This is a genomic window from Streptomyces roseoviridis (assembly GCF_039535235.1).
Taxonomy (GTDB): domain Bacteria; phylum Actinomycetota; class Actinomycetes; order Streptomycetales; family Streptomycetaceae; genus Streptomyces; species Streptomyces roseoviridis.
In genome coordinates this window covers 5,142,464-5,165,771 of sequence record NZ_BAAAWU010000001.1, presented here as the reverse complement: position 1 = coordinate 5,165,771, position 23,308 = coordinate 5,142,464, and the positions used below count along the sequence as shown (strand labels likewise).

Genomic DNA, 23,308 nt, shown 5'->3' with positions numbered 1-23,308 from the left:
GGCCGTCCGCCCCCGGTGGCGGACCGGGCCGGGCCCGGAAGCCGGAAAAACGCGTTGGCGCCGTCCGTCCCGGACCGTACCGTCCCCGATGTGGACATCGCCTTCAGAAAGCTCCCGGACGACCGGCACGAGATCCTGGTCCGCGACCGCCAGGGCCCCGACGTCCGCCTGCCCGCGCAACCGACCGGTCCGACCATGCCGCACGACCTCGTGCACGCCGTCGTCGAGCACGCCCTCGGCATCGAGGACGGGTTCTGGGGCGCGATGGCGCGCGGCGCCACCTTCCAGGGTTTCGAGCTCGTCACGCCGGGGCGCCACCGCCGGTCGGGCCTCAAGGTCCTGCGCCGGGGCGGCGACGCGGTCATGGCGGCCGAGCTGTCCGTGAACTGGGCCTACCGGGTCTGGCGCGGGCTGCCCACCGAAGGCCGCGGCGTCGGCCGCCCGCCCCTCACCGCGGAGCAGATCGCCCGCACCACGGCCCCGCTCGACGCGGCGGCGGCCCGGTGGCGGGACGTCGCCGAGGGGGACGTCCTGGAGTGGCGGTGGGGCACCGGGCCCCGCTGATCCTCAGGGCACCTCACCCCGGCTGCGGGCGTTCGCGTGCGCCGTGGCGGCGCTCAGCCGCTCGGCGGCGGTGGCGACCCGCACGCCGTCCGGCTCGCAGTCCCACTCCCGGCCGCCACCGATGGGACGGACCTGGAGGTAGGGCCCCTCGTGTCCCATGACGGTGCCGACCTTCCCGGTGCGGATGTCGACGACGTACGCCCCGATGGGCGGTTTCATCCTCGTCCCCCTTCGTTCGTGGGCGCTCCGGCGAGCGCCGCGGCGAGCAGTCGCGCGGTGGCCGGAGTGCAGCACCCGAGTTCGATCAGCGGCCGGGGAGGATCGGCGGCGAGGGTGATGACGTCCAGCCCGAGCGAGGGCAGCGTGATTCCGGCCCGTGCGAGCGCCTCGCGCAATTCCGTCACTGCCTCTCGCGCTTCTTCAGTTTCCTTCGGTCGCATGCTGTCTTCCTTCACCAACGCGCTCCTTTCCGAATCCATTTCCCGCTTTCCGCATCCAGGGTGAGGGCGGCTCCCTAGAATCGACAGACGCGCTGGGGCAACAACTGCGTTGTGACGTACGGGAGTCAAGCTATGGCCAAGGCCAAGCGGCAGGATGCGTGGGAGTTCTTCGGGGAGCTGCTGAAGGAACGCCGGGAGACGGCGGGGCTCTCACGGAACGACCTGGGTGCACGCGTGTTCGTTTCGGGGACCTATATCGGGCTGTTCGAGCAGGGGGTGCGGAAGCCTCAGCTCGATGTGGCGAAGAGAATCGACGAGGTGCTACAAACCGGCGGTATTTTCGAACGGACGTGTAAGAAGCTCATCGACAGTTCGCCGTATGCGTCGTATTTCCACGCGGTGGCGGAGCTGGAGGCGGTGGCGACGAAGATCTGCGAGTTCGCGCCGACGGTGGTGCCGGGGTTGTTGCAGACGCCGGAGTACATGCGCGCGCAGATCCTCGCGATGTATCCGTTCGCAACGGAGGAGTACATCGAGGAGAAGGTCACAGCGCGCCTCGATCGAGCGAGAATCCTTGAGGGCGCTACAAGGCCCGAGTACTGGGCTGTCCTGCATGAGAACACGCTGCTCACACCTGTGGGCGGTCCAGCCGTCATGGCTTCACAGCTGGAGCACATCGCGACGCTTGCGCGGCAGCGGTGGGTTCTGGTCACGGTGCTACCTCGCTCCGTCGGCGCACATGCGCACATGACCGGCACGCTGAAGCTCATGGAGTTCCAGGACCAGCCACCAACCGCCTATACCGAGACGGAGTTTTCGGGCACTCTCCTCGATGATCCGGCTGTGGTGAAGCAGGCGCAGCGCGCCTACGATCTGCTCAGGGTCGCCACGCTGTCGCCGGAGGCGTCCCTCGCACTGATCGAGTCGGCGGCGGAGGACTACAGACGATGCGCGCGTACGACCTGAGCAACGCCCACTGGTTCAAGAGCAGCTACAGCAACGGCGAGGGCGGCAACTGCGTCGAGGTCTCGTACGACTTCGCCGGCGCCGCCTGGCGCAAGAGTTCCTACAGCAACGCCTCCGGGGGCGACTGCCTGGAAGTCCTCGACGGGGTCCCCGGGGTCGTCCCCGTCCGTGACAGCAAGGTCCCGGACGGTCCCGCGCTCGTCGTCCCGGCCGGTGCCTGGGCCGCGTTCGTGGCCGGGGTCAAGGGATGACGGCTGTCTCCACGCCCATATTGCGCGGCAGCGACGGCGCCGTTCTCCGTCATCAGGACGGGGCGCTGACGCTGCGGCGCGGGGACGAGGAGACGCTGATACCGCTGGAGGCGATTCGTTTCGTCGCACCGGACGGCCCGGCCGTGGTCCTCGAACTGCGGGCGCCGGACGGCGCCCAGGGCGTCGGATACCGGGTGGACGGGGTCAACGAGGCCGCGGCCATGGTGTTCGCAACGGCGGTCAACCACGCCGTGGCGGCGCTGCCGGAGCCCGATCTGTCCCTCGACGGCGCCGCGCTGGTGACGACCCGTTCCCTGCGCACGCCCTCCCCTCCACAGCCCGCCCTCAGCGCCGGCGAGAAGGCCAGGGGTCTGGGCTGGGCTCTGCTGGCGCTCGGCCCCGGGCTCGCGGGGTTCATCACCATGAGCGTGCTGGTCGTCGTCAACGGCGAGCCGGGCGCGCTCATCCTCTCCTTCATGGTGGGGGTCGTGGCGATCCTCCTCAACCTCGTGAGCGCCTACACGCTGGAGCGGGCTTTCCTGATGTGGTGGCTGCCCGCACGCGGCATCACGGTGATGGCAGTGCGCACCAGCCCGTACGGCAAGTCGGGGACCTACAGGTACACCGACCCGAGCGGCAAGACCCATAGCTACTCCCGCCAGGCGTACGCGAGCGAGATCGAGATCAGCTACTCCCCGAGCGCCCCGGGGACGTCGATCGGCGTCTACCCCGCCTTCGTCCGTGTGCTGGTGGCGCTCGTGTCCCTGACCCTGTGGGCCGCGACCCTCGGGCTCCTCTATCTGATGATCCTCATGGGTCAGAACGTCTGACCTGACCGGACCGCCGCAGCCAGTCGGCGATCCGCGCCCTGAGTTCCCGTTCGTAGAACCGGTCGGTCCTGACGAGGTACTCCAGGTAGCGCAGGACGTTGTCGGAGCGGGCGGGATCGCGCACCGCGTAGACGTCGATGCCGGTCTCGCCCGTCGAGGCGGAGAGATAGACGCTGCCGTCCAGGGCCAGCATGCCGAAGCCCGGATGGCCGGCGTACACGCCGAGGAAGGCGGACTGAGCGCCCCTGCCCATGACGTCCCACCGCTCCAGGAGCCGGACGCGGGTCCAGACCCAGGGCGCGCCGCCGCCATGGTTCACCTGGTGGATCGCCTTCCGGTGGGTGTGGGTGCCCTGGGGGAGGTACACGAGGAACTCACGGCGGTGGTCGAAGAGTCCGGTGGAGACGGCGAGCTCGTACCAGTCCTCGTTGAGGCGCTCGATGAGCCTCGGGGCGTCGTACGGATGGGAGAAGCCGCCGACGATGTCGTCCCGCCCGTAGCCGATGACGAAGGGGATCGCGGACTCCGCGACGGCCTCCGGGTCCGGGACGACCTCCAGACCGGCGCGTCGCAGCGGCCGGTGGACCTTGCGGTGGCGCTCTTGTCTTCCCATCGGGCCCCATCCCACACAGGCGTTCGGTGCCCCGCAAAGGGAATTCCCCTTGCCGGAGGGGCCGGACGCTGAGGATGCTGCCCGTATGGATCTCGCAGCGCAGCCCCCGCAAGTGATCGAGCTCGACGACCGTCTCACCCTGCGCCGTTTCGACGGCGAGGCGGACGCCCCGGAGTTTCACCGGGTCATCGACGAGTCGGTCGAACACCTGCGTCCGTGGATGGAATGGGTCGCCGACCACAGTCCGGCCGCGACCACGGCCTTCCTCGCACGGCGGGCGGAGCGGTGGGAGGCCGGGGAGGAGTTCACGTACGCGATCGTGCTCGACGGGGCGATCTCCGGCGCGTGCCAGATCCATCGGCGCGAGGAGACTCCGGTCGACGCCTACGAGATCGGCTACTGGCTCCACCCGGCGGCGACCGGCCGGGGCGTGGCGGTCCGGGCCGCGCGGGGCCTGGCGGAGGCGGCCTTCCGGCTGCCGGGCGTCGAGCAGGTCCTCGTGGTGCACGAGCCGCACAACCACGCGAGTGCGGCCGTCGCCGAGCGCCTCGGCTGCACCGAGCAGGAGCGGCTGTGGGAAGGCGACCACGAGTACCGGCTCTGGCGGCTCACGCGGGCCGATCTGGCACGGGTCCCCGGCCGAGTCAGGGGCTGACCGCGAGGAAGGTTCCGTACCGCCGCGTCTGGCCCGGCGCCGGCTCCTGGGTGAGGCGGGCGGTGACGACGAAACCGGCCTCTTCCAGGAGCCGGACGATCCGGCCCGGGGGCAGGAAGTGGGAGTCGTACGACACGGGGAGCCCACCGTACGCCTCGGTGCGGTGACGGCACTCGCCCTCCCCGTCGTCCTCACCGACATGACCGGCGATCATGAGCCGGCCACCGGGGGCGAGGACGCGGCGGAACTCCGCGTAGACGGTGGGCAGGAGTTCCGGAGGCATGTGGTGGGTCGAGTAGTACGCGAGGACGCCGGCGAGGGCGGCGTCGAGGACCGGGAGGGCGGTCATCGACCCGACGACGAAGGCCAGTTCGGGGTGGGCGCGGCGGGCGAGGGTGACCATACGGGGTGACAGGTCGATCCCGACGACGTCCACGCCCGCCCGCTCGGCCAGGTACGCGGCCACCTTCCCGGGTCCACACCCGACGTCGGCGACGGGTGCCTGTGCCCCTCCCATCTCCTCGGCGAAGGCGCCGAGCATCGCGCGGGAGAGGGGGTCGAGGGCGGAGGGGGGCGGGACGACTTCGGCGTAGGCGTCGGCAACGGTGTCGTAGGAGCCCCGCACGGCGGCGAGGTAGGAGGAAGCGTCACTCACGTCCCGACTTTAGGGGGACGACCTGGCCGTGCGGGTCTTGGGTGCTGGGAGTGGGCGTTGCGGGTGTGCTTCTGGATCGGCCGCCCTCTCTCCGAGTGTGGCCCCCTCCACCGGCCCCTCAAGGGCGCTCCCTGCGGTCGCGTCGCTGCGCGATGGCCTTCGGCCACCCTTGACCGCCCGACTCCGGGGTCCTTTTCACACTCGGAGGGCGGCCGGGGGGCGCGGCCACGCGGCAAGGCCGGGGAGCCCTTCCCGCCGTGGGCGGGTGGCGGGTAGGTGGGTGGGGGCTGGGCTCTTGGCAGGGGTGGGGGAGGACCTTTCCCGCCGTGCGGGGTGCGCGGTCGTGGAATGGGGTGCCCGGTGTCGGTTCGGCGGCGAGCGGCCGTCGTCTGGTCGGGATTCAGGCCCCGCTGGTCACTCCCGGTGGGTGGACGGGCCCGTGTGGTGCAAACCGCCCCGCCGAGACGGCCGAAGTGCCACCCCTGTCACAGCAGTTCACCGCCGTCACATCACAGCCCGCGAGAGGGCAGTTTGCACCGGCGAGAGGACACAACCCCGTCCGGGGACGCCTCTTGAGTCACAGCAATTCACTCGCGTCCCACTCTGACCGGGGAGAGGTGACTTCACTCCTCCCTAGCGGTGCAAACTCCCCCGCCGAGACAGCCGAAGCGCCTCCCTCGTCACACGAGTTCACCCCCGTCACGCCTCGGCTCGCGAGGGGGCAGATTGCACCGCCGGGCCGCCCCCGACCACACTCCCCACCCACCGGGAGTGACCAGCGGGGCTTGAACCCCGACCAGACGACGGCCGGTCGCCGCCGAGCTGGGGTGGAGCACCCCATCCCACTTCGGCGCACCCCCCACGAGGGGAGCGGCCTCCCCCACTCCCGCCACAAACCCGGCCCCCACCCACCAGCCCGCCACTCGCCCACGGCGCCCGGCCGATACCCGGCCTTGCCGCGTGGCCACGCCCCCGGCCGCCCTCCGAGTGTGAAAAGGCACCCGGAGCCGGCCGGTCAAGGGTGGAGCGAAGCGGAATCGCGCAGCGACGCGACGAAGGAGCGCCCTTGAGGGGCCGGCGAAGGGGGCCACACTCGGAGAGAGGGCGGCCGATCCAGAAGCACACCAGAAACCCCCACCCCCAGCACCCAAGACCCGCACCCCAACCACCACCCCCCTGACTTCCACGCACCCGTCAGCAGAGGGCTGGCCCTGGAGCGTCCCTGCGAGGAGCTCACCCCAGACTTCAGTTTGGGATCCCATAAGCTTGCCTTATGAGGCCATAGACCGGGGGCGGGTACCACTCCGCTCGACGCGTTAATTAGGGTGACCTAAGTGGTGGCGATCCTCGCCGCCGCGTCGCTTGCGAAGGGAACCCCGTCATGCCCCGCCCCCTCCGGGTCGCGATCGTCGGCGCCGGCCCCGCCGGGATCTACGCCGCTGATGCGCTGCTGAAGTCCGAGGCCGCCGCCGAACCGGGCGTGTCCATCGACCTCTTCGAGCGGATGCCCGCCCCGTTCGGCCTCATCCGCTACGGCGTCGCGCCGGACCACCCGCGCATCAAGGGCATCATCACCGCCCTCCACCAGGTCCTCGACAAGCCGCAGGTCCGCCTCTTCGGCAACGTCGACTACGGCACCGACATCCACCTCGACGACCTGCGTTCCTTCTACGACGCCGTCGTCTTCTCCACCGGCGCCATGTTCGACCGCGAACTCCGCATCCCCGGCGTCGAGCTCGACGGTTCCCTCGGCGCCGCCGACTTCGCCTCCTGGTACGACGGCCACCCCGACGTCCCGCGCGACTGGGACCTGTCGGCCGAGAAGGTCGCCGTCCTCGGCGTCGGCAACGTGGCCCTCGACATCGCCCGCATCCTCGCCAAGACCGCCGACGAGCTGCTGCCGACCGAGATCCCGCCGAACGTCTACGAGGGCCTGAAGGCCAACAAGGCCGTGGAGATCCACGTGTTCGGCCGCCGTGGTCCCGCCCAGGCCAAGTTCAGCCCCATGGAGCTGCGCGAGCTGGACCACTCGCCGAACATCGAGGTCATCGTCAACCCCGAGGACATCGACTACGACGAGGGCTCGATCGCCGAGCGGCGCAAGAACAAGCAGACCGACATGGTCGCCAAGACCCTGGAGAACTGGGCGATCCGCGACATCGGCGACCGCCCGCACAAGCTCTTCCTGCACTTCTTCGAGTCGCCCGTCGAGATCCTCGGCGAGGACGGCAAGGTCGTCGGCCTGCGCACCGAGCGCACCGAGCTGGACGGCACCGGCAACGTCAAGGGCACCGGCAAGACCACCGACTGGGACGTCCAGGCCGTCTACCGCGCCGTCGGCTACCTCTCCGACGAGCTGCCGAAGCTGCCCTGGGACACCGCCACCGGCACCGTGCCGGACGAGGGCGGCCGGGTGATCGAGGAGGGCGGCTCGCACATGGCCTCCACCTACGTCACCGGCTGGATCCGGCGCGGCCCCGTCGGCCTCATCGGTCACACCAAGGGCGACGCCAACGAGACCGTGGCCAACCTGCTCGACGACCACGCCAACGGGCGCCTGCTCACCCCCGAGTCCCCGGACGCGGAGGCGGTCGTGTCCTTCCTGGAGGGCAAGGGCATCACGTACACGACGTGGGAGGGCTGGTACAAGCTCGACGCCGCCGAGAAGGCGCTCGGCGAGCCGCAGGGCCGCGAGCGCGTGAAGATCGTCGAGCGCGAGGACATGCTCCGCGCGAGCGGCGTCGAACTGGGCTGACCCGGTTCCTCCGGCCGGCCGGGCTCCCCCACCGATCCCGGCCGGTCTCCTCCTCCCTGCCCGCCTCCGTCGCCGCGCTGCCGCCTCCGCCCCGCCCTATTCTGGGAGGGCCGGAAGGGAAGTGAGCGGCGATGTCCGTGCTCATGGCCGACGTGGAGCGGGGGCGGGAAGCGGTGGCCCGGGAGGACTGGGCCGGTGCGTACGCCCTGCTGCACGAGGCCGACCGGCACCCCACCACCGCTCTGCGTGCCGCTGACCTCGACGCCCTCGCCGACGCCGCCTGGTGGTCGGGCCGGGTCGACGAGTCCGTCGCGGCCCGGCTGCGGGCCCATGCCGCGTACGTGGCGGAGGGCGACCGGCGCGGCGCGGGGCGCACCGCCTGGTGGCTCGGCTTCGAGTACCGACGGCTCGGCCGTCCCGCCGCCGCCGCGGGCTGGACGCACCGGGCCCGGCACCATCTGGAGGGCCGGCCCGACTGCCCCGAGCAGTGCCTGCTGGCCCTGACGGACGTGGCGGAGGCCGAGCAGCACCACTCCTCGGCCGCGGCCCTGGCCGCCGCCCGCCGCATGACCCGGCTCGCCGTCCGTTCCGGCAGCCCGGACCTGATCGCCCTGGGCCGGCAGGCCGAGTCCGCCGTGCTGATCGCCCGGGGCCGCCGCCGCGAGGGCCTGGCGCTCCTGGACGAGGCGATGCGGGCGGTGACGGCGGGCGAGCTGAGCGCGCTGTTCACCGGACACCTGTACTGCCTGGCGCTCGACCGGGCCCTGTCCACCGGGGACCTCGCCCGCGCGGTGCGGTGGGCCGACGCGGCGATGGCCTGGTGCACGGCTCCGGCCCGCCCCCACCATCCGTTCCGCGCGCTGTGCCGGATCCGGCACGTCGAGGTGCTCGACCTGCTCGGCGCGTGGGAGCGCGCGGAGGAGGAGGCACGGCTGGTGCCGCACGAGGTTCCCGCCGACTCCCCCGGCACGGCGGCGGCCGCCGCGTACGCCCTCGGGGAGATCCAGCGGCGGCAGGGGCGCCCGGCGGAGGCGGCCCGCTCGTACGCCCACGCCCATGAGCTCGGGCGGATCCCGCAGCCGGGCCTCGCGCTGCTGCGGCTCGCGCAGGGCAGGGCGGACGCGGCTCTGGCCGGGCTGCGCCTCGCCCTGGACTGTCAGAGCGACCCGCTCCACGACCTGTACGGCCGGGCCCGGCTGCTCGCCGCGCTGACCGAGGCGGCGCTCGCCGCCGGCGAGACCGGCGTCGCCGCCGGGGCCGTCCGGGACCTGGAGGCGTTGGCGCGGCCCGGCTCGCCCGAGGAGACAGCCGTGCCCCTCCTCGCCGCCCTGGCCGCCGGCGCGCGCGGAGCGCTCGCCCTGGCCCGTGCCGAGCCGGCCGGCACGCCGCTGGGGCAGGCGCTGGCACTCTGGCGGGAGCTGCGCGTGCCGTACGAGGCGGCGCGGGTACGGCTGCTGCTCGCGCGGGCGGCGGAGGCGACGGGTGACCCGGACGCGGCCCGCCGCGAACGGTCCGCCGCACGCGCGGCCTTCGCACGCCTGGGCGCGCTGCCGGGTCCGTGAGCCGCGGGGCCCCGGCCGTCCTCAGGATCGGCTCCTCGGCCGGCTGCGGATCCCGCCCCGCCGCGAGCGCTACAGCGACGTCGTACGCGCCGACGCCAGCAGCCGTTCCGTGTCGTCCACGCGCAGTGCCAGCGCGTTGCCGACCGTGCCGAGCACTTCGCGTTCGGCCGGGCTGTAGGGGCCGTCCGCGAGGGCGATCCGGGCGCCCTGGAGGAGGATCGATTCGCGGCCGGCGGTGGCGAGGTGCGGGGAGAGGGGTTCGAGGGCCTCGTGGAGCTCGATGGCGAGGGCCGCTCCCCCGCTGGTGACGTCCGGCAGGAAGCGGCCGGTGTCGGCGGCGAGCGCCTCGACCAGTTCGATCAGCTGGAGCGCGGTGCAGTCGGCGAAGCCGGCCGCCCGTACGCCGGTGACGGCGGTGTCCACGGCCGTACGGGAGGAGGTTCCGCCCGCCGCGAGGACGGCGAGCGCGACGGTGTGCACGGCGTCCCGGAGCATCCCCGAGAACCGGCTGGTGGTCGGGTGGGCGAGCGCCTCCGTACCGAAGTGGGTGTGGCAGGCGGCGCACTCGATGACGGGGCCGGTCTCGCCGCGGGGCAGCACGGGCACGCCCAGGAGGGTGAGGCGGCGGCGCCCGGTGCGGCGCCGGTAGTTGCGGTCCCCGCCGCACTCCTCGCAGAAGAACTCGCCGTCGCCGATCGTGTTCCAGGAGGTGCGGATTCCGCAGAGAACCCCGCTCCGGTCCCGTGACTTCCGCGCTGACCGCACGCCGCACCTCCCTCACCGTCCCGGCAACACTGCCGGCGTTGGCGTGATGTTAGCCACATCGATGATGTGGCGTCAGCACCTCGTCAGCAGAACGACGGCGAGATGGCCGAGACCCGACGGACCGCCGCCGGGCCCCGGAGGGCCCGTCCGGGGCCTCAGGAAGCGCGCTTGCGCAGCTTCGCGAAGGCCAGGAAGCCGCCGCCGAGGAGGACGGCCGCTCCGGCGACGCCCGTCGCGGCAGGTCCGAAGGCCGAACCGGTCTCGGCGAGATCACCCTCCGGAGTGGACGACGGCGCGGGCGCCGCGGCCGAGGGTGAGTCCGAGGGGGCCGGAGCGGACGCGGCCGGCGCCGGAGGAGTGGCCGGCCCGGTCGGGGTGGCGGTGGCCGTGGGCGTGGGAGTGGAGGTGGGCGCGGGGACGGGGGCGTCGGTCGGCTTCGGCCTCTCCGGGGGGACGACCGGGCCCGGCCGCGTCGGAGTCGGCAGGCAGCCGGTGAAGTTCATCTGGTGGGTCTCGGCGCCGGGCACGGTGATCAGTTCCTCGGCGATCACGGAGCCGTTGACGTGGCCGGGGCCGATGTTCCGGCCGCCCATGCGGACGGTTGCGTTCGGCGCGAGGAGGGTGCCGGGCCAGGAGGTGTGGTTCTTCCGGACCTGCTCGGCCTGCGGGAAGTTCCACAGCAGCTTGGAGCGGACGCTCGTGAAGGCGTCGCTGCCGGCGGCGTAGTCGTCCTGGACGTAGGCGCCCTTGGTCTGGTCCCACAGCCAGACGCCGTAGGTGGGCTTGCTGTGCATGTCGTACGAGGTGCCGAGGACGTTCACGAGGGTCGAGGAGCCGGCCGGGACCTTGACCGAGACCGCGCCGGCCTTCTCCAGGTCGGCGGCGCTCACGGCGAAGACGTTGAGCTTCGCGTCCGTGCCGGTGAGGAACAGGCCCTGGCCGGAGCGGTCGGCGGTGACGGTGCCGTTGGGCTCGACGCCGGCCCAGGCGGTGGACAGGGCGCGCAGGCCCGCGAACTCCTTGCGGAAGTCGATCGGGGCGGTCGGGGAGGCGCCCTTGCGGTGCGGGCCGTCCACGGCGAAGCCGGCGCCCTGCGCGGAGCGGTCGTCGAGCGAGCCGTAGACGCCGGTGCCCTTGGTGAGCACGACCTGGTGGGCGTGGAGGGTGCCGCCGACGACGAGGCTGTGGCCGCCGGGGAGGGCGGCGAGGTCGGTGGCGGTGAGCTTGTGGCCGATGGAGAAGCCCTGACGGGTTCCGGCGTCGCCGAAGAAGGCGTCGCCGCCGACCGCGACGGCGCCCTCGGAGTCGGAGAAGCGGGTGGAGTCCTTCTCGACGAACTCGGCGTAGCGGCCGGCGGTCCCGAGCGGGTCGGTCGCGCATGCCGTGCCGTCCCGGCCGGGGGCGGCGGAGGCGGCGGGGGCCCAGGTGAGGGCGGCACCGGTCACCGCGAGGACGGCGGCCACGGCAGCGGACGTGCGCATGCGAGCTCCAGGTCGGGAGGGCGAAGGGGAGGGTGTCCGGAGGGGGACGAGCCGACCTTCCGCCACGCGCTGATGTGCCGTCAACTCACCTGATAGCACGCCGATTCCGGCATGTCGCCATGATCTTCCTTAAGCGAACCTGAAGCCGTGACGCGGCTCACACGTGACGCCGCCCCGCACCCCTGGGAAGGGGTGCGGGGCGGCGCGGTGCGGGAGGGGTCAGCGCGCGGAGCGGTTGACCGCCGAGACGACCGCCTTCAGGGAGGCGCGGGTGGTGTTGGCGTCGATGCCGATGCCCCACAGGACCTTGCCGTCGATGGCGCACTCGATGTACGAGGCGGCCTGCGCGGAGGCGCCCTCGCTCATGGTGTGCTCCTGGTAGTCCAGCAGGCGGGCGTCCACGCCGATCGCCTGCAGGGCGGCGAAGAAGGCGGAGATCGGGCCGTTGCCGGAGCCGGTCAGGACCGTGTCGACGCCGTCGACGACGGCTTCGACCTTCAGGGTGTCGGTGCCGTCGGTGTCGGAGGTCGACTGGCCGGAGCGCAGCTGGATGCGGCCCCACGGGTTGTCCGGGTTGGGCAGGTACTCGTCCTGGAAGACGGACCAGATCTCCTTCGGCGTGACCTCGCCGCCCTCGGCGTCGGTCTTGGCCTGGATGATCTTCGAGAACTCGATCTGCATCCGGCGGGGCAGGTCCAGCTTGTGGTCGTTCTTCAGGACGTAGGCGATGCCGCCCTTGCCGGACTGCGAGTTGACCCGGATGACGGCCTCGTAGGAGCGGCCGACGTCCTTGGGGTCGATGGGCAGGTACGGGACGGCCCACTCGATCTCGTCGACGGTCTTGCCCTGGGCGGCGGCGTCCGCCTCCATGGCGTCGAAGCCCTTCTTGATGGCGTCCTGGTGGGAGCCGGAGAAGGCGGTGTAGACCAGGTCGCCCGCGTAGGGGTGGCGCGGGTGGACCTCCATCTGGTTGCAGTACTCGGAGGTCCGGCGGATCTCGTCGATCTGCGAGAAGTCGATCTGCGGGTCGACGCCCTGGCTGAACAGGTTCATGCCCAGGGTGACCAGGTCGACGTTGCCGGTGCGCTCGCCCTGACCGAACAGGCAGCCCTCGATGCGGTCGGCGCCGGCCATGATGGCCAGCTCGGCCGCCGCCACGGCCGTGCCGCGGTCGTTGTGCGGGTGGACGGACAGGCAGATGTACTCGCGGCGGGTCAGGTGGCGGGACATCCACTCGAAGCGGTCCGCGTGCGTGGACGGCGTCGAACGCTCCACGGTGGCGGGCAGGTTCAGGATGATCTCGCGGCCGGGGCCGGGCTGCCAGACGTCGCAGACCGCCTCGCAGACCTCCAGGGCGAAGTCCAGCTCGGTGTCGGTGAAGATCTCCGGGCTGTACTGGTAGCCGAAGGTGGTCTCCGGGCCCAGCAGCTTCTCGGCGTACTCCATCACCAGGCGGGTGCCGTCGACCGCGATCTGCTTGATGTCGTCCTTGGAGCCGCGGAAGACGACCCGGCGGAAGGTGGGCGCGGTCGCGTTGTACAGGTGGACGGTGGCGCGCTTGGCGCCGACCAGGGACTCCACGGTCCGCTCGATCAGGTCCTCGCGGGCCTGGGTCAGTACGGAGATGGTGACGTCGTCCGGGATCGCGCCCTCTTCGATGATGGAGCGGACGAAGGCGAAGTCGGTGTCGCCGGAGGACGGGAAGCCGACCTCGATCTCCTTGTAGCCCATGCGGACCAGCAGGTCGAACATCTCGCGCTTGCGGGCCGGGCTCATCGGGTCGATCAGGGCCTGGTTGCCGTCGCGCAGGTCGGTGGACAGCCATCGGGGCGCCTTGGTGATGCGCTTCTCGGGCCAGGTGCGGTCCGGGATGTCGACGGCTTCGTACGGCCCGTACTTGTGGACGGGCATCCCGGACGGCTTCTGCATGTGCGTCGCGTTGGTCAGGGGCGTGGGCCGGTCGACGAACGGGGACTGCGACTGCTGCCGGGACATTGCGTAGGGCTCCTCGGGGGTCCTGCGGGAGGGACGGCCGACTGTCGAACGCAACACCGAAACCCGCGGGGAGGGGGTCGGCCTACGACTACAGGCCCTCGCCGCGGCAGCTAAGGAGAAGCAGCCCGAAACGCATGATGTGCGTCACCATAGCCCAGGACCGGCGGAGGCGGACGTCCCGTTCCAGTATGCGGGACGGCCCTCACGTCAAGCCTGGAACGTGACCTATCACTCCATTTCGCCAATCGTCGTCGCTGCTCGTGACAGCGTCACCACACAGTGCCACATTGCAGGCATGACTCCCCACGCGCCTGTCTTCTGCTCGATCGTCCCGCCGCACCTCCTGGAGCGGCTCGCCCAGTCCGACAATCCGGCCTTCGCGGCGGCCGCCCGGCGCACCCTCGCGGTCGACGCGGCCCAGCGCGCCGCCCGCGCCCAGGCCGCCCCCGCGGCGCCGGAGGCGCCGGCCGGCGAGGCCGCCGACGGCCCTCGGCGCACGGTGTACGACGCCCGCAACGGCACCGAACTGCCGGGCGTGAAGGTCCGCGGCGAGGGCGAGCCGGCAGGTCGGGACGCCACCGTCAACCGCGCCTACGCCGGGCTCGGCGCCACCTTCGAGCTCTTCCTGAAGGTCTACGGCCGCCGCTCGATCGACGGTGCCGGGATGCCGCTCCTGGCGACCGTCCACTACGACAGGAAGTACGACAACGCCTTCTGGAACGGCGAGCAGATGGTGTTCGGCGACGGTGACGGCGAGCTCTTCCTCGACTTCACCATCCCCGTCGACGTCATCGGCCACGAGCTGGCGCACGGCTTCACCCAGCACACGGCGAACCTCGCCTACTACGGCCAGTCGGGGGCGCTCAACGAGTCCGTGTCCGACGTCTTCGGCGTGCTGGTGAAGCAGTACGCGCTCGGCCAGACCGCGGACCAGGCCGACTGGCTGATCGGGGCCGGGCTGCTCGGACCGGCCGTGGACAAGGGCACGGCGCTGCGGTCCATGAAGGCCCCGGGCACGGCGTACGACGACGACGTCCTCGGCAAGGACCCGCAGCCGGCGACCATGGAGGACTACGTCCGCACCGGCTCCGACAACGGCGGGGTGCACATCAACTCGGGCATCCCCAACCACGCCTTCTACCTCCTCGCCACCGAGCTCGGCGGCGCGGCCTGGGAGCGGGCCGGGCGGATCTGGTACGACGTGATGACCGGCGGCACCCTGAGCGAGGACACCCGCTTCTCCGAGTTCGCGCGGGCGACGGTGGCATCGGCGCGGCGGCTGTTCGGCGACGGCGGCGACGAGGTGGAGGCGGTCCTGAAGGCATGGTCGGTCGTCGGCGTGCCGGCCTCCTGACGCCGGCCTCCTGATACACAGGGTCCATGCGGATTTCAGTGCGGCGCACGGGTGGTTTCGCGGGCATCGAGAAGGCGGAGGAGGTGGACACCGAGGGCCTCGCCGACGCGGGCGACTGGCAGGCGCTGGCCGCGACGGTCCTCGCGGAGCCCCCTGTCGACGAGGAGGCCGCCCGGGGCGTCCCGGACGGCTTCTCGTACGAGATCACGGTCGACGGGTGGACGGTCCGCTGCCGCGACCCCCACCTCACCCAGGCCCAGCGGGCCCTGATCACGAGGGTCCTGAAGGAGGGCGCCTGAAGGCGGGCGCCGGAAGGAAAGGGGGCTCGGGGCCGGTCGCCGGGGCGCGGGGCGCTTCCGGCGGGCCTCCGGCGCGGTGGGGCCGTCCGGGTCCCTGCCCTCGACGCCGAAGTCCCTGCCCCTGACCCGGCCCTCCCGGCTTCCGGCAGGGGTCCGGGCCTTGCCGACGCGCGGCTCCGGCAGTCCCCCGTCTCCGCTAGAAGCCCAGCTTCCGCAGCTGCTTCGGGTCGCGCTGCCAGTCCTTGGCGACCTTCACGTGGAGGTCGAGGAAGACCGGGGTCCCGAGCAGGGCCTCGATGTGCTTGCGGGACTTCATGCCGACCTCCTTCAGGCGGCTGCCCTTGGGGCCGATGATGATGCCCTTCTGGCTGGGGCGCTCGATGTAGACGTTGGCGTGGATGTCGAGCAGCGGCCGGTCGGCGGGGCGGTTCTCGCGGGGCAGCATCTCCTCCACGACCACCGCGATGGAGTGCGGCAGTTCGTCCCGTACGCCTTCGAGCGCGGCCTCGCGGATCAGCTCGGCGACCATGACCATCTCGGGCTCGTCGGTGAGGTCGCCCTCGGGGTAGAGCGGCGGGGACTCCGGCAGGAGCGGGATGAGGAGGTCGGCCACCAGCTGGACCTGCTTGTCGCCGACGGCGGAGACGGGCACGATCTCGGCCCACTCGATGCCGAGCTCCCGGCCGAGCTGGTCGATGGCGATCAGCTGCTCGGCGAGGGTCTTGGAGTCGACGAGGTCGGTCTTGGTGACGATGGCGACCTTGGGGGTCTTGCGGATCTCGGCGAGCTCCTTGGCGATGAAGCGGTCGCCGGGGCCGAGCTTCTGGTCGGCGGGCAGGCAGAAGCCGATGACGTCGACCTCGGCCCAGGTGGTGCGCACGATGTCGTTGAGGCGCTCGCCGAGCAGGGTGCGCGGCTTGTGGAGGCCGGGGGTGTCGACCAGGATCAGCTGGGCGTCCGGGCGGTGCACGATGCCCCGCACGGTGTGCCGGGTGGTCTGCGGCCGGTTGGAGGTGATCGCCACCTTCTGCCCGACGAGAGCGTTCGTGAGGGTGGACTTGCCCGCGTTGGGGCGCCCGACGAAGCAGGCGAAGCCCGCCCGGTGGGGGGCGGTGTTCTCATCGGTGTCTGGGGTGCGAACGCTCATGGGGGTCATTGTCCCCGATGAGCGCCCGCCTCACGTACTCCGTGCCGTCCCCGGCGCCTTCCCGGCCGCGCGACGGCGGCGGATCCGGAGGGCCGCGGCCCCGGCGGCGCCGGTGAGCAGGACGGCGAGCGGCAGCCAGGGCACGGCGAGGAAGGAGACCCGGCCCGTCTCGCGGACGCCCTCGGCCGTGGCGGTCAGGGTCAGCTCGCCCCGGTCGAGCTGCGGCGAGCCGCCCCAGGGCGCGGTGAGCCGGATCTTCTGCCGGGGCAGCAGTTCGGCCGGGATCCGGTCCAGGTCGCGGGAGAGCAGGGTGCGGCCGAAGAGCCCCCGGGCCTTGAGGGCGACCCGGGGGTGCAGGGTGACGTTGCCGCGGTTGTGCAGGGTGTAGGAGACGACGGCGCTGCCGGCGCGGGTGCCGGGCAGCAGCGGCCGGTCCTGGTCGAGGGTGACGTCCTCGACGGCGAGGGCGGGGACGGCGGGGCCGCCGACCCGCAGGTAGACGCGGGCGCCGACGGCCCGCTGCACGCCGAGGGCGACGGCGCCGCCGCCCCGTTCGATCCGCTCGTCGAGGGCGACGAGTGCGCCGGGGTGGTCGCCGGGCTCGGCGTCGGCGGGGACGGTGAGGGTGTACGGGACGGTGACGGCGGAGCGCGGCGGGACGGTGACGCGGTCGCGGGCGGGTCTGATCCAGGCTCCGGCGCCGGTCTGCCGCTCGTGCCGGGTGCGGACGGCGAAGCCGCCGTCGCGTTCGGTGTTGTAGGCGTCGGCTCCGTAGAGGAGGAAGGTGAGCGGCGCGGCGGTCTTGTTGGTGACGGTGACCCGGTCGGTGAGCGTGGTGCCGGGGTCGGCGGAGAGGTAGAAGTACGGGCGGCCGCCGAGCGCGGTGGCGGCCGGGTAGACGGCCCACTCGCCGTTCTCGGCGGCGGCTGCCCTCGGCGGCGGGCCGAGCACGGCCAGGGCGGCGCTCAGCAGGAGGCTCAGGAGGAGGGCGTACGGCGTGCGCACGGGTGCGGACCCCCGGGGTGGAGTGGGGCGGGCCGGCCGGGTGTGCGCCCGGCCCGCCGGGCGGTCAGGACAGCGTGAGCGTGAGCACGCCCGCGTAGGCGCCCGGCGCGGTGAAGGCCGGGACGTCGAGGGAGAGTTCCGCGTCGACGGTGAACTCGCCTCCGGTGAGCGTGCCGTTCGCGGTGGAGGCGAGGGTGGCGCCGTCGGTGCCGACGGGGCCGGGGCTGCCGGGGACGCAGGTGCTGGGGCTGCCGGCCCGGGTGGCGCAGGCCGGGGTCCAGCTGAGCTTTCCGGCGCCGATGGCGCCGCCGGGGCCGGTGAAGTCGGTGACCTTCCCGGTCAGGGACCAGCCGGCGGGGCCGCCGCGGAAGTCCTTGACGGTCACGGTCCGCAGCGCGCCGGTGGCGGCGCCGCCCTGCCCGAAGTCGACGGCGGTGAGCTGGACGGCGTCGCCGGCCTGGGTCATGGACAGTTCACCGGCCCTGACCGAGGTGGTGATCTTCTGGCTGTTCGGCGGGGCCGGGGTGTCGTCGACGACCTGGTACGGGACGGGGCCGGCGCCCTTGGCGGGGTCCCAGGCGGGGCCCTCGTACGCCACGATGCCGGTGGTCGCCTTGTCGTTGACCTTCAGGCGGGCGGCGAAGGCGCCGTCGCTGTCGGTCGTGACGGTCATGCGGTCGGCGGTCTCGGCCGCTCCGGCCCGGCCGGTGACGGTGACCTCGGTGAGCGGGGTGAATCCGCTGCCGGTGACGGTGACGCGGACGCCGGGTGCCCCGGAGGCGTTGTCGAGCCGGAGGGCCCGTTCGTCGGCGTCGGGGCGGTCGGTGGCGGTGACGGTCTCGGAGACGGGCGCGGGCGGGTTCTTGACGGTGCAGGGGGTGTCCAGCTCCATGAGGTAGCTGGTGTGGATGTTGTAGTCCCCGGGCGAGAGGGTGATCGCGCCGGGCGCGGTGACGGTGAAGGTGCCGGTCATGGAGAACGCCGGGAAGGCGCCCTTGCCGGGGACGGGCGGGTTCTTCTTGGGGCCGGTGACGGTGACGGAGCCGGACTGGGCGCCGCCGAGGGCGACCGTGCCGCTCGGGGTCATGATGTCGGCGGGGAGGGCGAGGTCCACCGGGTTGGAGGCGGCGGGCCTGGTGACGGTGTAGGTGACGGTGACGGTGTCGCCGACCTTGGGCGCGGCGTTGTCGACGGTGATCTGTGCGGTGGTGGTGCCGTCGATGGGCGGGATGCCGGCGATCGGCGGGGGGACGCAGCGGGTGGCGAACTCCACGGGCGCGGCGGCCGTGGTGAGGGCGCCGGCCGGGGTGGCGAGTGCTCCGCCCGCGGTGAGGGCGAGCGCGCCGGCGCCGAGGGCGGCGGTCCAGCGACGCCGTCTTCGCGCCGCGGCTCGGGGTGGGTCGAGTGCCATGGGGCCCCTCCTGAGGGATGAGAGGGCGCCATTGACGGCTGGCGGCCGAGAGAAGTCAAGGGAGTCGAAACGCACCGACTGATGACCCATCAGATGCTGTCAGGTTCGGTCGGCGGGTGGGGTTTCCCCAGGTCACAACGGTGGCCGGTGCCGCCGTCGGCGGCACCGGCCGGTCGTGCGGGACGAGCTCAGCCGAACACGAAGGGCCCGGGGGACTGAGAGGTGAGCGCGTCGCAGTTCACTGTGACCCCGAAGATCACCATCTTGAGCGCGGTACCCGCGAAGAAGGAGTTGAGCCTGTCACCGGAGGCGACGGTCCCACCGAGCGGGCCGATGGTGACCGACTGGTTCGCGGCGAGCGGCGGGTTCTTCTTGCCGGTGAAGACCCGGGTGCCGCCGCCGGCCTTGGCCATCGTGAGTGTGGCGCCGATCTGGTCGGCGCCGACCGCGATCGGCGTCTTCACGGCGGAGGTGATCGTGATCGTGGCGGCGGTGCCGTTCTGCGTGGCGGTGAGGGTGGCACCGCCACCGCCCCACGACCCGCAGTCGTAGGTCGCCGTGGCCGTGCCCGGCGAGACGGCGGCGGCGCCCGGCGCGAGGGCGAGGCCGGCGGCGGCGAGCGCTCCGGAGAGCACCGCGAGGATCCCCAAGGTGCTGCTGCTTCTCATGGTGTGGTCGTACCCCTTCCGATGACGAACGCAGGGGTGCGGGCACTGCGTGAGGACGCGTTTCTGACGGACCGTCGGACGGCCGCGCTGCCATTGACGCGCATTCTTCACAAGAGCACAAGGGCCGTGCGGCAGTCGTGCGCGAGGGGCCCGGCGCATGCCGCCGCCGGGCCCCTCCCGCGTCCGTACGGTGTTCAGCCCGCCGTGACCGCCACCCGAAGCCGCCCGTCGGGACCCGCGAGCAGCACCGGGGTCTCCGGCCCGCCCAGGTCCCGCACCGCCGCGCGGTCCGCGTCGGACGCGGCCTCGGCGGTGGAGACGACGGCCGCGGCCTCCAGCGACTGGGCGCCACTGGCCACGGCCATGGCGACCGCCGTCTGGAGCGCGCTCAGCTTGAGCGACTCCAGGGCGACGGTCCCGGCGACATACGTCCGCCCGGTCTCGTCCCGTACCGCCGCGCCCTCCGCGACCCCGTTGCGGGCGCGGGCGCTGCGCGCCAGCGTGATGATCTTGAGGTCCTCTGCGCCGAGGTCGTCGTGCTCGCGGTTGAGTGTCATGATCCGAGGATAGGGCGGGGCGCTACGGGCGGTGCGGGGGCTCAGCCCTGCGCGGCCTTGACGAACTTGTCGGTGGCGAGCCCGGCGAGGGCGTCGTACTCCTTCTTTCCGGCCGCGTCCGCGAGGTGCAGGAAGCGCAGGACGCCGGTGCCCTGGCGGACGAAGACCAGGTTCGGCTTGATCGTGATGCCGGGCGTGACCTCCATGCCGATCTCGAAGGCGTGCGCCTCCTCGGCTCCCTGCGGGGCGGCGATCTTCTTCACCGTGAACTTCATCTTCGCGCCGTCGGCCGTGACGGCGAAGTCGGGGCAGCCGTCCAGGGCCGTGGTGAGCTTCTTGGTGAAGTCGGCCGCGCCGGTGCCGGGGAAGGTGACGACGTCCTCGCTGATCTCGGAGGCGTTGTTGCCGAGGGCGAAGTCGACGCTCGGGCCCTTGGTGGCACCGTCCAGGTCGCCGCTCATCAGCGCGGCGATCGGCTGGCACTCGGGCTTCTCGGCCTTGTAGACCACGCTGCCCGTCTGCCGCTTGGTGGTCTTCCACCCCGACGGCAGATCCTTCAGCTCCAGTGCACCGGCCTTCATCTGAGCGTCGGTCAGCGGCGCCGCCGCGGCCTCCGACGTGGGCGCCCCGGGCGAGGTCATGCCGGCGGACGGCTTGTCGGCGCCGTCCTTCTTGGCGCCGTCCGTCTCACCGCCGCCGCACGCGGCGGTCAGCGAGAGGGCGGAGACGGCGAGGGCGGCGGCCAGGCCGCGGCTGATGCGAGTACGCATGGTGAACTGCCTCTTGAGGGTGGGGAGATGACCGGAAGAGCCTGGTCGCGCACAGGTGCGACCGAGCGGCGAGCAGCCTATACGGCCCGGGTGACAGCCCTTCGCCGCGCGGGAGTTCGCTCAGCCCGCCACCGGACACATCGCCTCGCGCCGGCCCTCCGGCGACGCCAGCCACTCCAGCTTCGCCGCCGTGTCGGCCTCCGGCAGCGGGGTGTGGAGCACGATCGCCAGGTCGGGGCGGGCGGGGATGCGCAGTTGGGTGGACTCCAGGTGGAGCGGGCCGACCAGCGGATGGTCGAGGACCTTGCGGATCTGCCCGCCCGGCATGACGTCCCGCCGCTCCCACAGCTCCGCGAACTCGGCGCTGGCCGCCCTCGCCTCCTCGGCCACCGTCCGGAACCCGTCGTCGTCGGGGCGCTCCGAGCAGGCGGCGCGGAACTGGGCGACGATCTTGGGCGCCAGCTCCTCCCAGCCGCCCGCCCGGGAGCGGTAGATCGGGTCGGTGAAGAAGGAGATCAGGCAGTTCTGCACGATCTCCGGCCGCATGCCGAGGACGAAGGACGCCGCGTCGTTGTACATGAGCGTGTTCCAGTAGGCGTCCATGATGTGCGCCGGGAACGGCATCCACGCCTCGATGAGCCGTCTGAGGCCCTGGCACATGTCCGCGGACTGCGGATCGACCTCCGGCGCGGGCGGGTTGAGCCCCGCCAGGACGTACAGATGGCGCCGCTCCGCCGGGCTGAGCCGCAGCACCCGCGCCACCGCGTCGATCACCTGCGGGGAGACGGTGATGTCCCGCCCCTGCTCCAGCCACTGGTACCAGGACACCCCGACCCCGGCGAGGACGGCGACCTCCTCGCGGCGCAGGCCCGGCGTGCGGCGGCGGGCGCCGCCGTCCGGCAGACCGGCCTCGGCGGGCGTCACCCGGGCCCGGCGGCTCATCAGGAACTCGCGGAGCTCGGCCCGCCGGTGCGCCTTCCTGTCCGTGCTCCCCACTGCCGTGGCCACGTGCGCTTCCTCCCCCTGGATGCCTGGTGGTGCGACCAACAGGATAAGTTCCCGCTCCCCAGCGGCATTCCCGCGCCGGGAGAGTCGTGGCCATGGCAACCACGACCCCTCCTCCGGCCGGCCCCGGAACCTCCCCCGCGACGGATCCCACGCCCGCCCCCGTACCGGATCCCGCCCTCTCCCCCGTGACCGCCCCGGCCTCCTCGGCGATCACCGGCCGCGCCCGGCTCATCCTTCTCGTCCTGTGCGCCGCCCAGTTCATGGTCGCCCTGGACTTCTCCGTCCTGAACGTGGCCCTGCCCGTCCTCGGCGCCGACCTCGGAATGAGCCCCGCCGCCCTCCAGTGGGCGGTGACCGCGTTCGCCCTGCCCTCCGGCGGCTTCCTGCTGCTGTCCGGCCGCGTCGGCGACCTGTACGGGCGCCGGAAGCTGTTCCTCATCGGCCTCGCGCTCTTCGGCTCGGCCTCCCTGCTGGCCACCTTCGCCTGGGACCCGGCCTCCTTCCTGGCCGGCCGCGCCTTCCAGGGCGTCGGCGCCGCCATGATCGTCCCGACCGGCATGTCCCTGCTGACCACCACCTTCCCCGAGGGCCCGCAGCGCGACCGGGCGCTCGGCATCTCCGGCACCCTGCTCTCGCTCGGCTTCACCGTCGGCATGATCCTCGGCGGGGTCATGACCGACACCCTCGGCTGGCGCTCCACCATGGGCCTGCTCGCCCTGTTCACCCTGATCGTGCTGCCGCTGGCGCCCGGTCTGCTGCCCGAGTCGCGCACCCCCGAACGCCCCCGGCTCGACGTGCCGGGCGCGGTGACCGTCACCGGCGGTCTGCTCGCCCTGATCTACGCCCTGTCGACGGCGGCCGAACGCGGCTTCGGCGGCCTGGACGTCCAGCTCACCCTGGTCGCCGGCGTGGCGCTGCTCGTGTCCTTCGGCCTCGTGGAGTCCCGCAGCGACGCCCCGCTGGTGTCGCTGCCGATGCTGAAGCGGCGCACGATCGCCTTCGGCAACCTGGGCGGTCTGGTCACCTTCTCGATGATGTCGACGGTCATCTTCGCCCTGACGCTCTACCTCCAGGAGACGCTGGGCCTGTCGTCCTTCGTCACCGGGCTCCTCTTCGGGATCCAGGGCGTCCTGTCGGTCCTCGCGGGCACGCTCGTGCCGAAGGTCATCGGCCGCTTCGGCGCCCGCCGCACCCTGGTCGCCGGGCTCGCCGGACAGGGGCTGCTGACCGCCGCGCTGCTCGGCATCGGCACCGGCTCGGGCGCGGTCCTCGCCGGGGTCGCCGTCTCCCTCGCCTCCATGTTCCACCTGGGCGCGATCATCGCGTACGGGGTGACCGTCACCTCCGGGGTCCCCGACGAGGAGCAGGGCCTGGCGACCGGCCTGGTCACCACGACCCAGCAGGTCGGCCTCACCGTCGGCATCCCGATGCTCGGCGTCCTCGCCACCACCGGGAGCAGCCTGTACGCGGGCGTGCGCACGGTGCTCGCGCTGGACGCGGCGATCGTGCTGGCGGCGGCGGTGCTGGTCGCCGTGGGGCTGCGGCGCGCGAAGTGAG

Annotated in this window: 24 protein-coding genes; 10 read left to right on the top strand and 14 right to left on the bottom strand. The window is 72.5% G+C overall.

What is annotated here, in order from left to right; genetic code table 11:
- Positions 1-90 precede the first annotated feature (90 nt).
- Entirely contained in the window at positions 91-564 is a 474-nt protein-coding gene (locus tag ABD954_RS23350; RefSeq protein WP_345488504.1) for a hypothetical protein, read from the top strand.
- 3 nt (positions 565-567) lie between these two features.
- Here the strand turns inward: ABD954_RS23350 and ABD954_RS23345 are convergent, their stop codons facing one another.
- Both ABD954_RS23345 and ABD954_RS23340 read right to left on the bottom strand, forming a co-directional pair.
- Positions 568-783, bottom strand: coding sequence for a hypothetical protein (locus tag ABD954_RS23345; protein WP_345488502.1), 216 nt, complete (start codon positions 781-783; stop codon positions 568-570).
- Positions 780-1,019: a hypothetical protein gene (locus ABD954_RS23340; RefSeq protein ID WP_382745794.1), complete on the bottom strand. Its 240-nt coding sequence runs from the start codon at positions 1,017-1,019 to the stop codon at positions 780-782. Before ABD954_RS23340 ends, ABD954_RS23345 begins: the two co-directional genes overlap by 4 nt.
- A 117-nt stretch (positions 1,020-1,136) precedes the next feature.
- Here ABD954_RS23340 and ABD954_RS23335 point away from each other — a divergent pair, with 117 nt between their 5' ends.
- The 3 genes from ABD954_RS23335 to ABD954_RS23325 are packed head-to-tail and all read left to right on the top strand — an operon-like array spanning position 1,137 to position 3,051.
- On the top strand, positions 1,137-1,970 hold the full coding sequence (locus ABD954_RS23335; RefSeq protein WP_345488500.1) for a helix-turn-helix domain-containing protein: 834 nt from the start codon (positions 1,137-1,139) through the stop codon (positions 1,968-1,970).
- Positions 1,952-2,221 (top strand): DUF397 domain-containing protein, encoded by a 270-nt coding sequence (locus ABD954_RS23330; protein WP_345488498.1) that lies wholly within the window; start codon positions 1,952-1,954, stop codon positions 2,219-2,221. Before ABD954_RS23335 ends, ABD954_RS23330 begins: the two co-directional genes overlap by 19 nt.
- Positions 2,218-3,051: a hypothetical protein gene (locus ABD954_RS23325; protein ID WP_345488496.1), complete on the top strand. Its 834-nt coding sequence runs from the start codon at positions 2,218-2,220 to the stop codon at positions 3,049-3,051. Before ABD954_RS23330 ends, ABD954_RS23325 begins: the two co-directional genes overlap by 4 nt.
- Here the strand turns inward: ABD954_RS23325 and ABD954_RS23320 are convergent.
- Positions 3,032-3,664 (bottom strand): hypothetical protein, encoded by a 633-nt coding sequence (locus ABD954_RS23320; RefSeq protein WP_345488494.1) that lies wholly within the window; start codon positions 3,662-3,664, stop codon positions 3,032-3,034. The two genes, ABD954_RS23325 and ABD954_RS23320, sit on opposite strands and share 20 nt — an antisense overlap.
- Positions 3,665-3,749: 85 nt before the next feature.
- On the opposite strand from ABD954_RS23320, the gene ABD954_RS23315 reads away from it, so the two are divergent.
- Positions 3,750-4,319: a GNAT family N-acetyltransferase gene (locus ABD954_RS23315; protein WP_345488492.1), complete on the top strand. Its 570-nt coding sequence runs from the start codon at positions 3,750-3,752 to the stop codon at positions 4,317-4,319.
- Here ABD954_RS23315 and ABD954_RS23310 read toward each other — a convergent pair.
- Complete coding sequence (locus tag ABD954_RS23310; protein ID WP_345488490.1) at positions 4,309-4,974, bottom strand: class I SAM-dependent methyltransferase; 666 nt, start codon at positions 4,972-4,974, stop codon at positions 4,309-4,311. The two genes, ABD954_RS23315 and ABD954_RS23310, sit on opposite strands and share 11 nt — an antisense overlap.
- Before the next feature lie 1,381 nt (positions 4,975-6,355).
- Here ABD954_RS23310 and ABD954_RS23305 point away from each other — a divergent pair.
- Both ABD954_RS23305 and ABD954_RS23300 read left to right on the top strand, forming a co-directional pair.
- A complete protein-coding gene (locus ABD954_RS23305; RefSeq protein ID WP_345488488.1) occupies positions 6,356-7,729 on the top strand; it encodes an FAD-dependent oxidoreductase in 1,374 nt (457 codons plus the stop codon).
- A gap of 131 nt (positions 7,730-7,860) precedes the next feature.
- Positions 7,861-9,291 (top strand): LuxR family transcriptional regulator, encoded by a 1,431-nt coding sequence (locus tag ABD954_RS23300; RefSeq protein WP_345488486.1) that lies wholly within the window; start codon positions 7,861-7,863, stop codon positions 9,289-9,291.
- A 69-nt stretch (positions 9,292-9,360) separates the two neighbouring features.
- Here the strand turns inward: ABD954_RS23300 and ABD954_RS23295 are convergent, their stop codons facing one another.
- The 3 genes from ABD954_RS23295 to leuA form a co-directional block, all read right to left on the bottom strand.
- A complete protein-coding gene (locus tag ABD954_RS23295) occupies positions 9,361-10,056 on the bottom strand; it encodes a tellurite resistance TerB family protein (protein ID WP_345488484.1) in 696 nt (231 codons plus the stop codon).
- 155 nt (positions 10,057-10,211) lie between these two features.
- Positions 10,212-11,537, bottom strand: coding sequence for a choice-of-anchor A family protein (locus ABD954_RS23290; RefSeq protein WP_345488482.1), 1,326 nt, complete (start codon positions 11,535-11,537; stop codon positions 10,212-10,214).
- A gap of 219 nt (positions 11,538-11,756) precedes the next feature.
- Positions 11,757-13,532: a 2-isopropylmalate synthase gene (gene leuA, locus ABD954_RS23285; RefSeq protein ID WP_345488480.1), complete on the bottom strand. Its 1,776-nt coding sequence runs from the start codon at positions 13,530-13,532 to the stop codon at positions 11,757-11,759.
- A 295-nt stretch (positions 13,533-13,827) separates the two neighbouring features.
- On the opposite strand from leuA, the gene ABD954_RS23280 reads away from it, so the two are divergent.
- Together ABD954_RS23280 and ABD954_RS23275 are read left to right on the top strand one after the other, a co-directional pair.
- Positions 13,828-14,886, top strand: a complete 1,059-nt coding sequence (locus ABD954_RS23280) for a M4 family metallopeptidase (protein WP_345488478.1) — start codon at positions 13,828-13,830, stop codon at positions 14,884-14,886.
- Positions 14,887-14,912: 26 nt separating this feature from the next.
- Positions 14,913-15,185 (top strand): protealysin inhibitor emfourin, encoded by a 273-nt coding sequence (locus ABD954_RS23275; RefSeq protein ID WP_345488476.1) that lies wholly within the window; start codon positions 14,913-14,915, stop codon positions 15,183-15,185.
- Between the two features lie 196 nt (positions 15,186-15,381).
- On the opposite strand, the gene era is transcribed toward ABD954_RS23275, so the two are convergent.
- The 7 genes from era to ABD954_RS23240 all read right to left on the bottom strand — a co-directional run bounded on the left by era (position 15,382) and on the right by ABD954_RS23240 (position 21,751).
- Positions 15,382-16,341, bottom strand: coding sequence for a GTPase Era (gene era, locus ABD954_RS23270; protein ID WP_382745796.1), 960 nt, complete (start codon positions 16,339-16,341; stop codon positions 15,382-15,384).
- Positions 16,342-16,362: 21 nt separating this feature from the next.
- Positions 16,363-17,337 carry a WxL protein peptidoglycan domain-containing protein gene (locus ABD954_RS23265; RefSeq protein ID WP_345488473.1) on the bottom strand — a complete coding sequence of 325 codons (975 nt, stop codon included), beginning with the start codon at positions 17,335-17,337 and terminating at the stop codon, positions 16,363-16,365.
- Positions 17,338-17,401: 64 nt separating this feature from the next.
- The gene (locus ABD954_RS23260; RefSeq protein ID WP_345488471.1) at positions 17,402-18,748 is read right to left on the bottom strand and encodes a beta-xylosidase; all 1,347 of its coding nucleotides are present in this window, start codon (positions 18,746-18,748) and stop codon (positions 17,402-17,404) included.
- Between the two features lie 188 nt (positions 18,749-18,936).
- Positions 18,937-19,416 (bottom strand): hypothetical protein, encoded by a 480-nt coding sequence (locus tag ABD954_RS23255; protein ID WP_345488469.1) that lies wholly within the window; start codon positions 19,414-19,416, stop codon positions 18,937-18,939.
- 194 nt (positions 19,417-19,610) lie between these two features.
- Positions 19,611-19,973, bottom strand: coding sequence for a cytidine deaminase (locus tag ABD954_RS23250; RefSeq protein WP_345488467.1), 363 nt, complete (start codon positions 19,971-19,973; stop codon positions 19,611-19,613).
- Positions 19,974-20,014: 41 nt separating this feature from the next.
- Positions 20,015-20,743 carry a hypothetical protein gene (locus tag ABD954_RS23245; protein WP_345488465.1) on the bottom strand — a complete coding sequence of 243 codons (729 nt, stop codon included), beginning with the start codon at positions 20,741-20,743 and terminating at the stop codon, positions 20,015-20,017.
- A gap of 120 nt (positions 20,744-20,863) precedes the next feature.
- Complete coding sequence (locus ABD954_RS23240) at positions 20,864-21,751, bottom strand: helix-turn-helix transcriptional regulator (protein ID WP_345488463.1); 888 nt, start codon at positions 21,749-21,751, stop codon at positions 20,864-20,866.
- A gap of 92 nt (positions 21,752-21,843) precedes the next feature.
- Here ABD954_RS23240 and ABD954_RS23235 point away from each other — a divergent pair, with 92 nt between their 5' ends.
- Positions 21,844-23,307, top strand: a complete 1,464-nt coding sequence (locus ABD954_RS23235; RefSeq protein WP_345488461.1) for an MFS transporter — start codon at positions 21,844-21,846, stop codon at positions 23,305-23,307.
- Position 23,308: the final 1 nt, after the last annotated feature.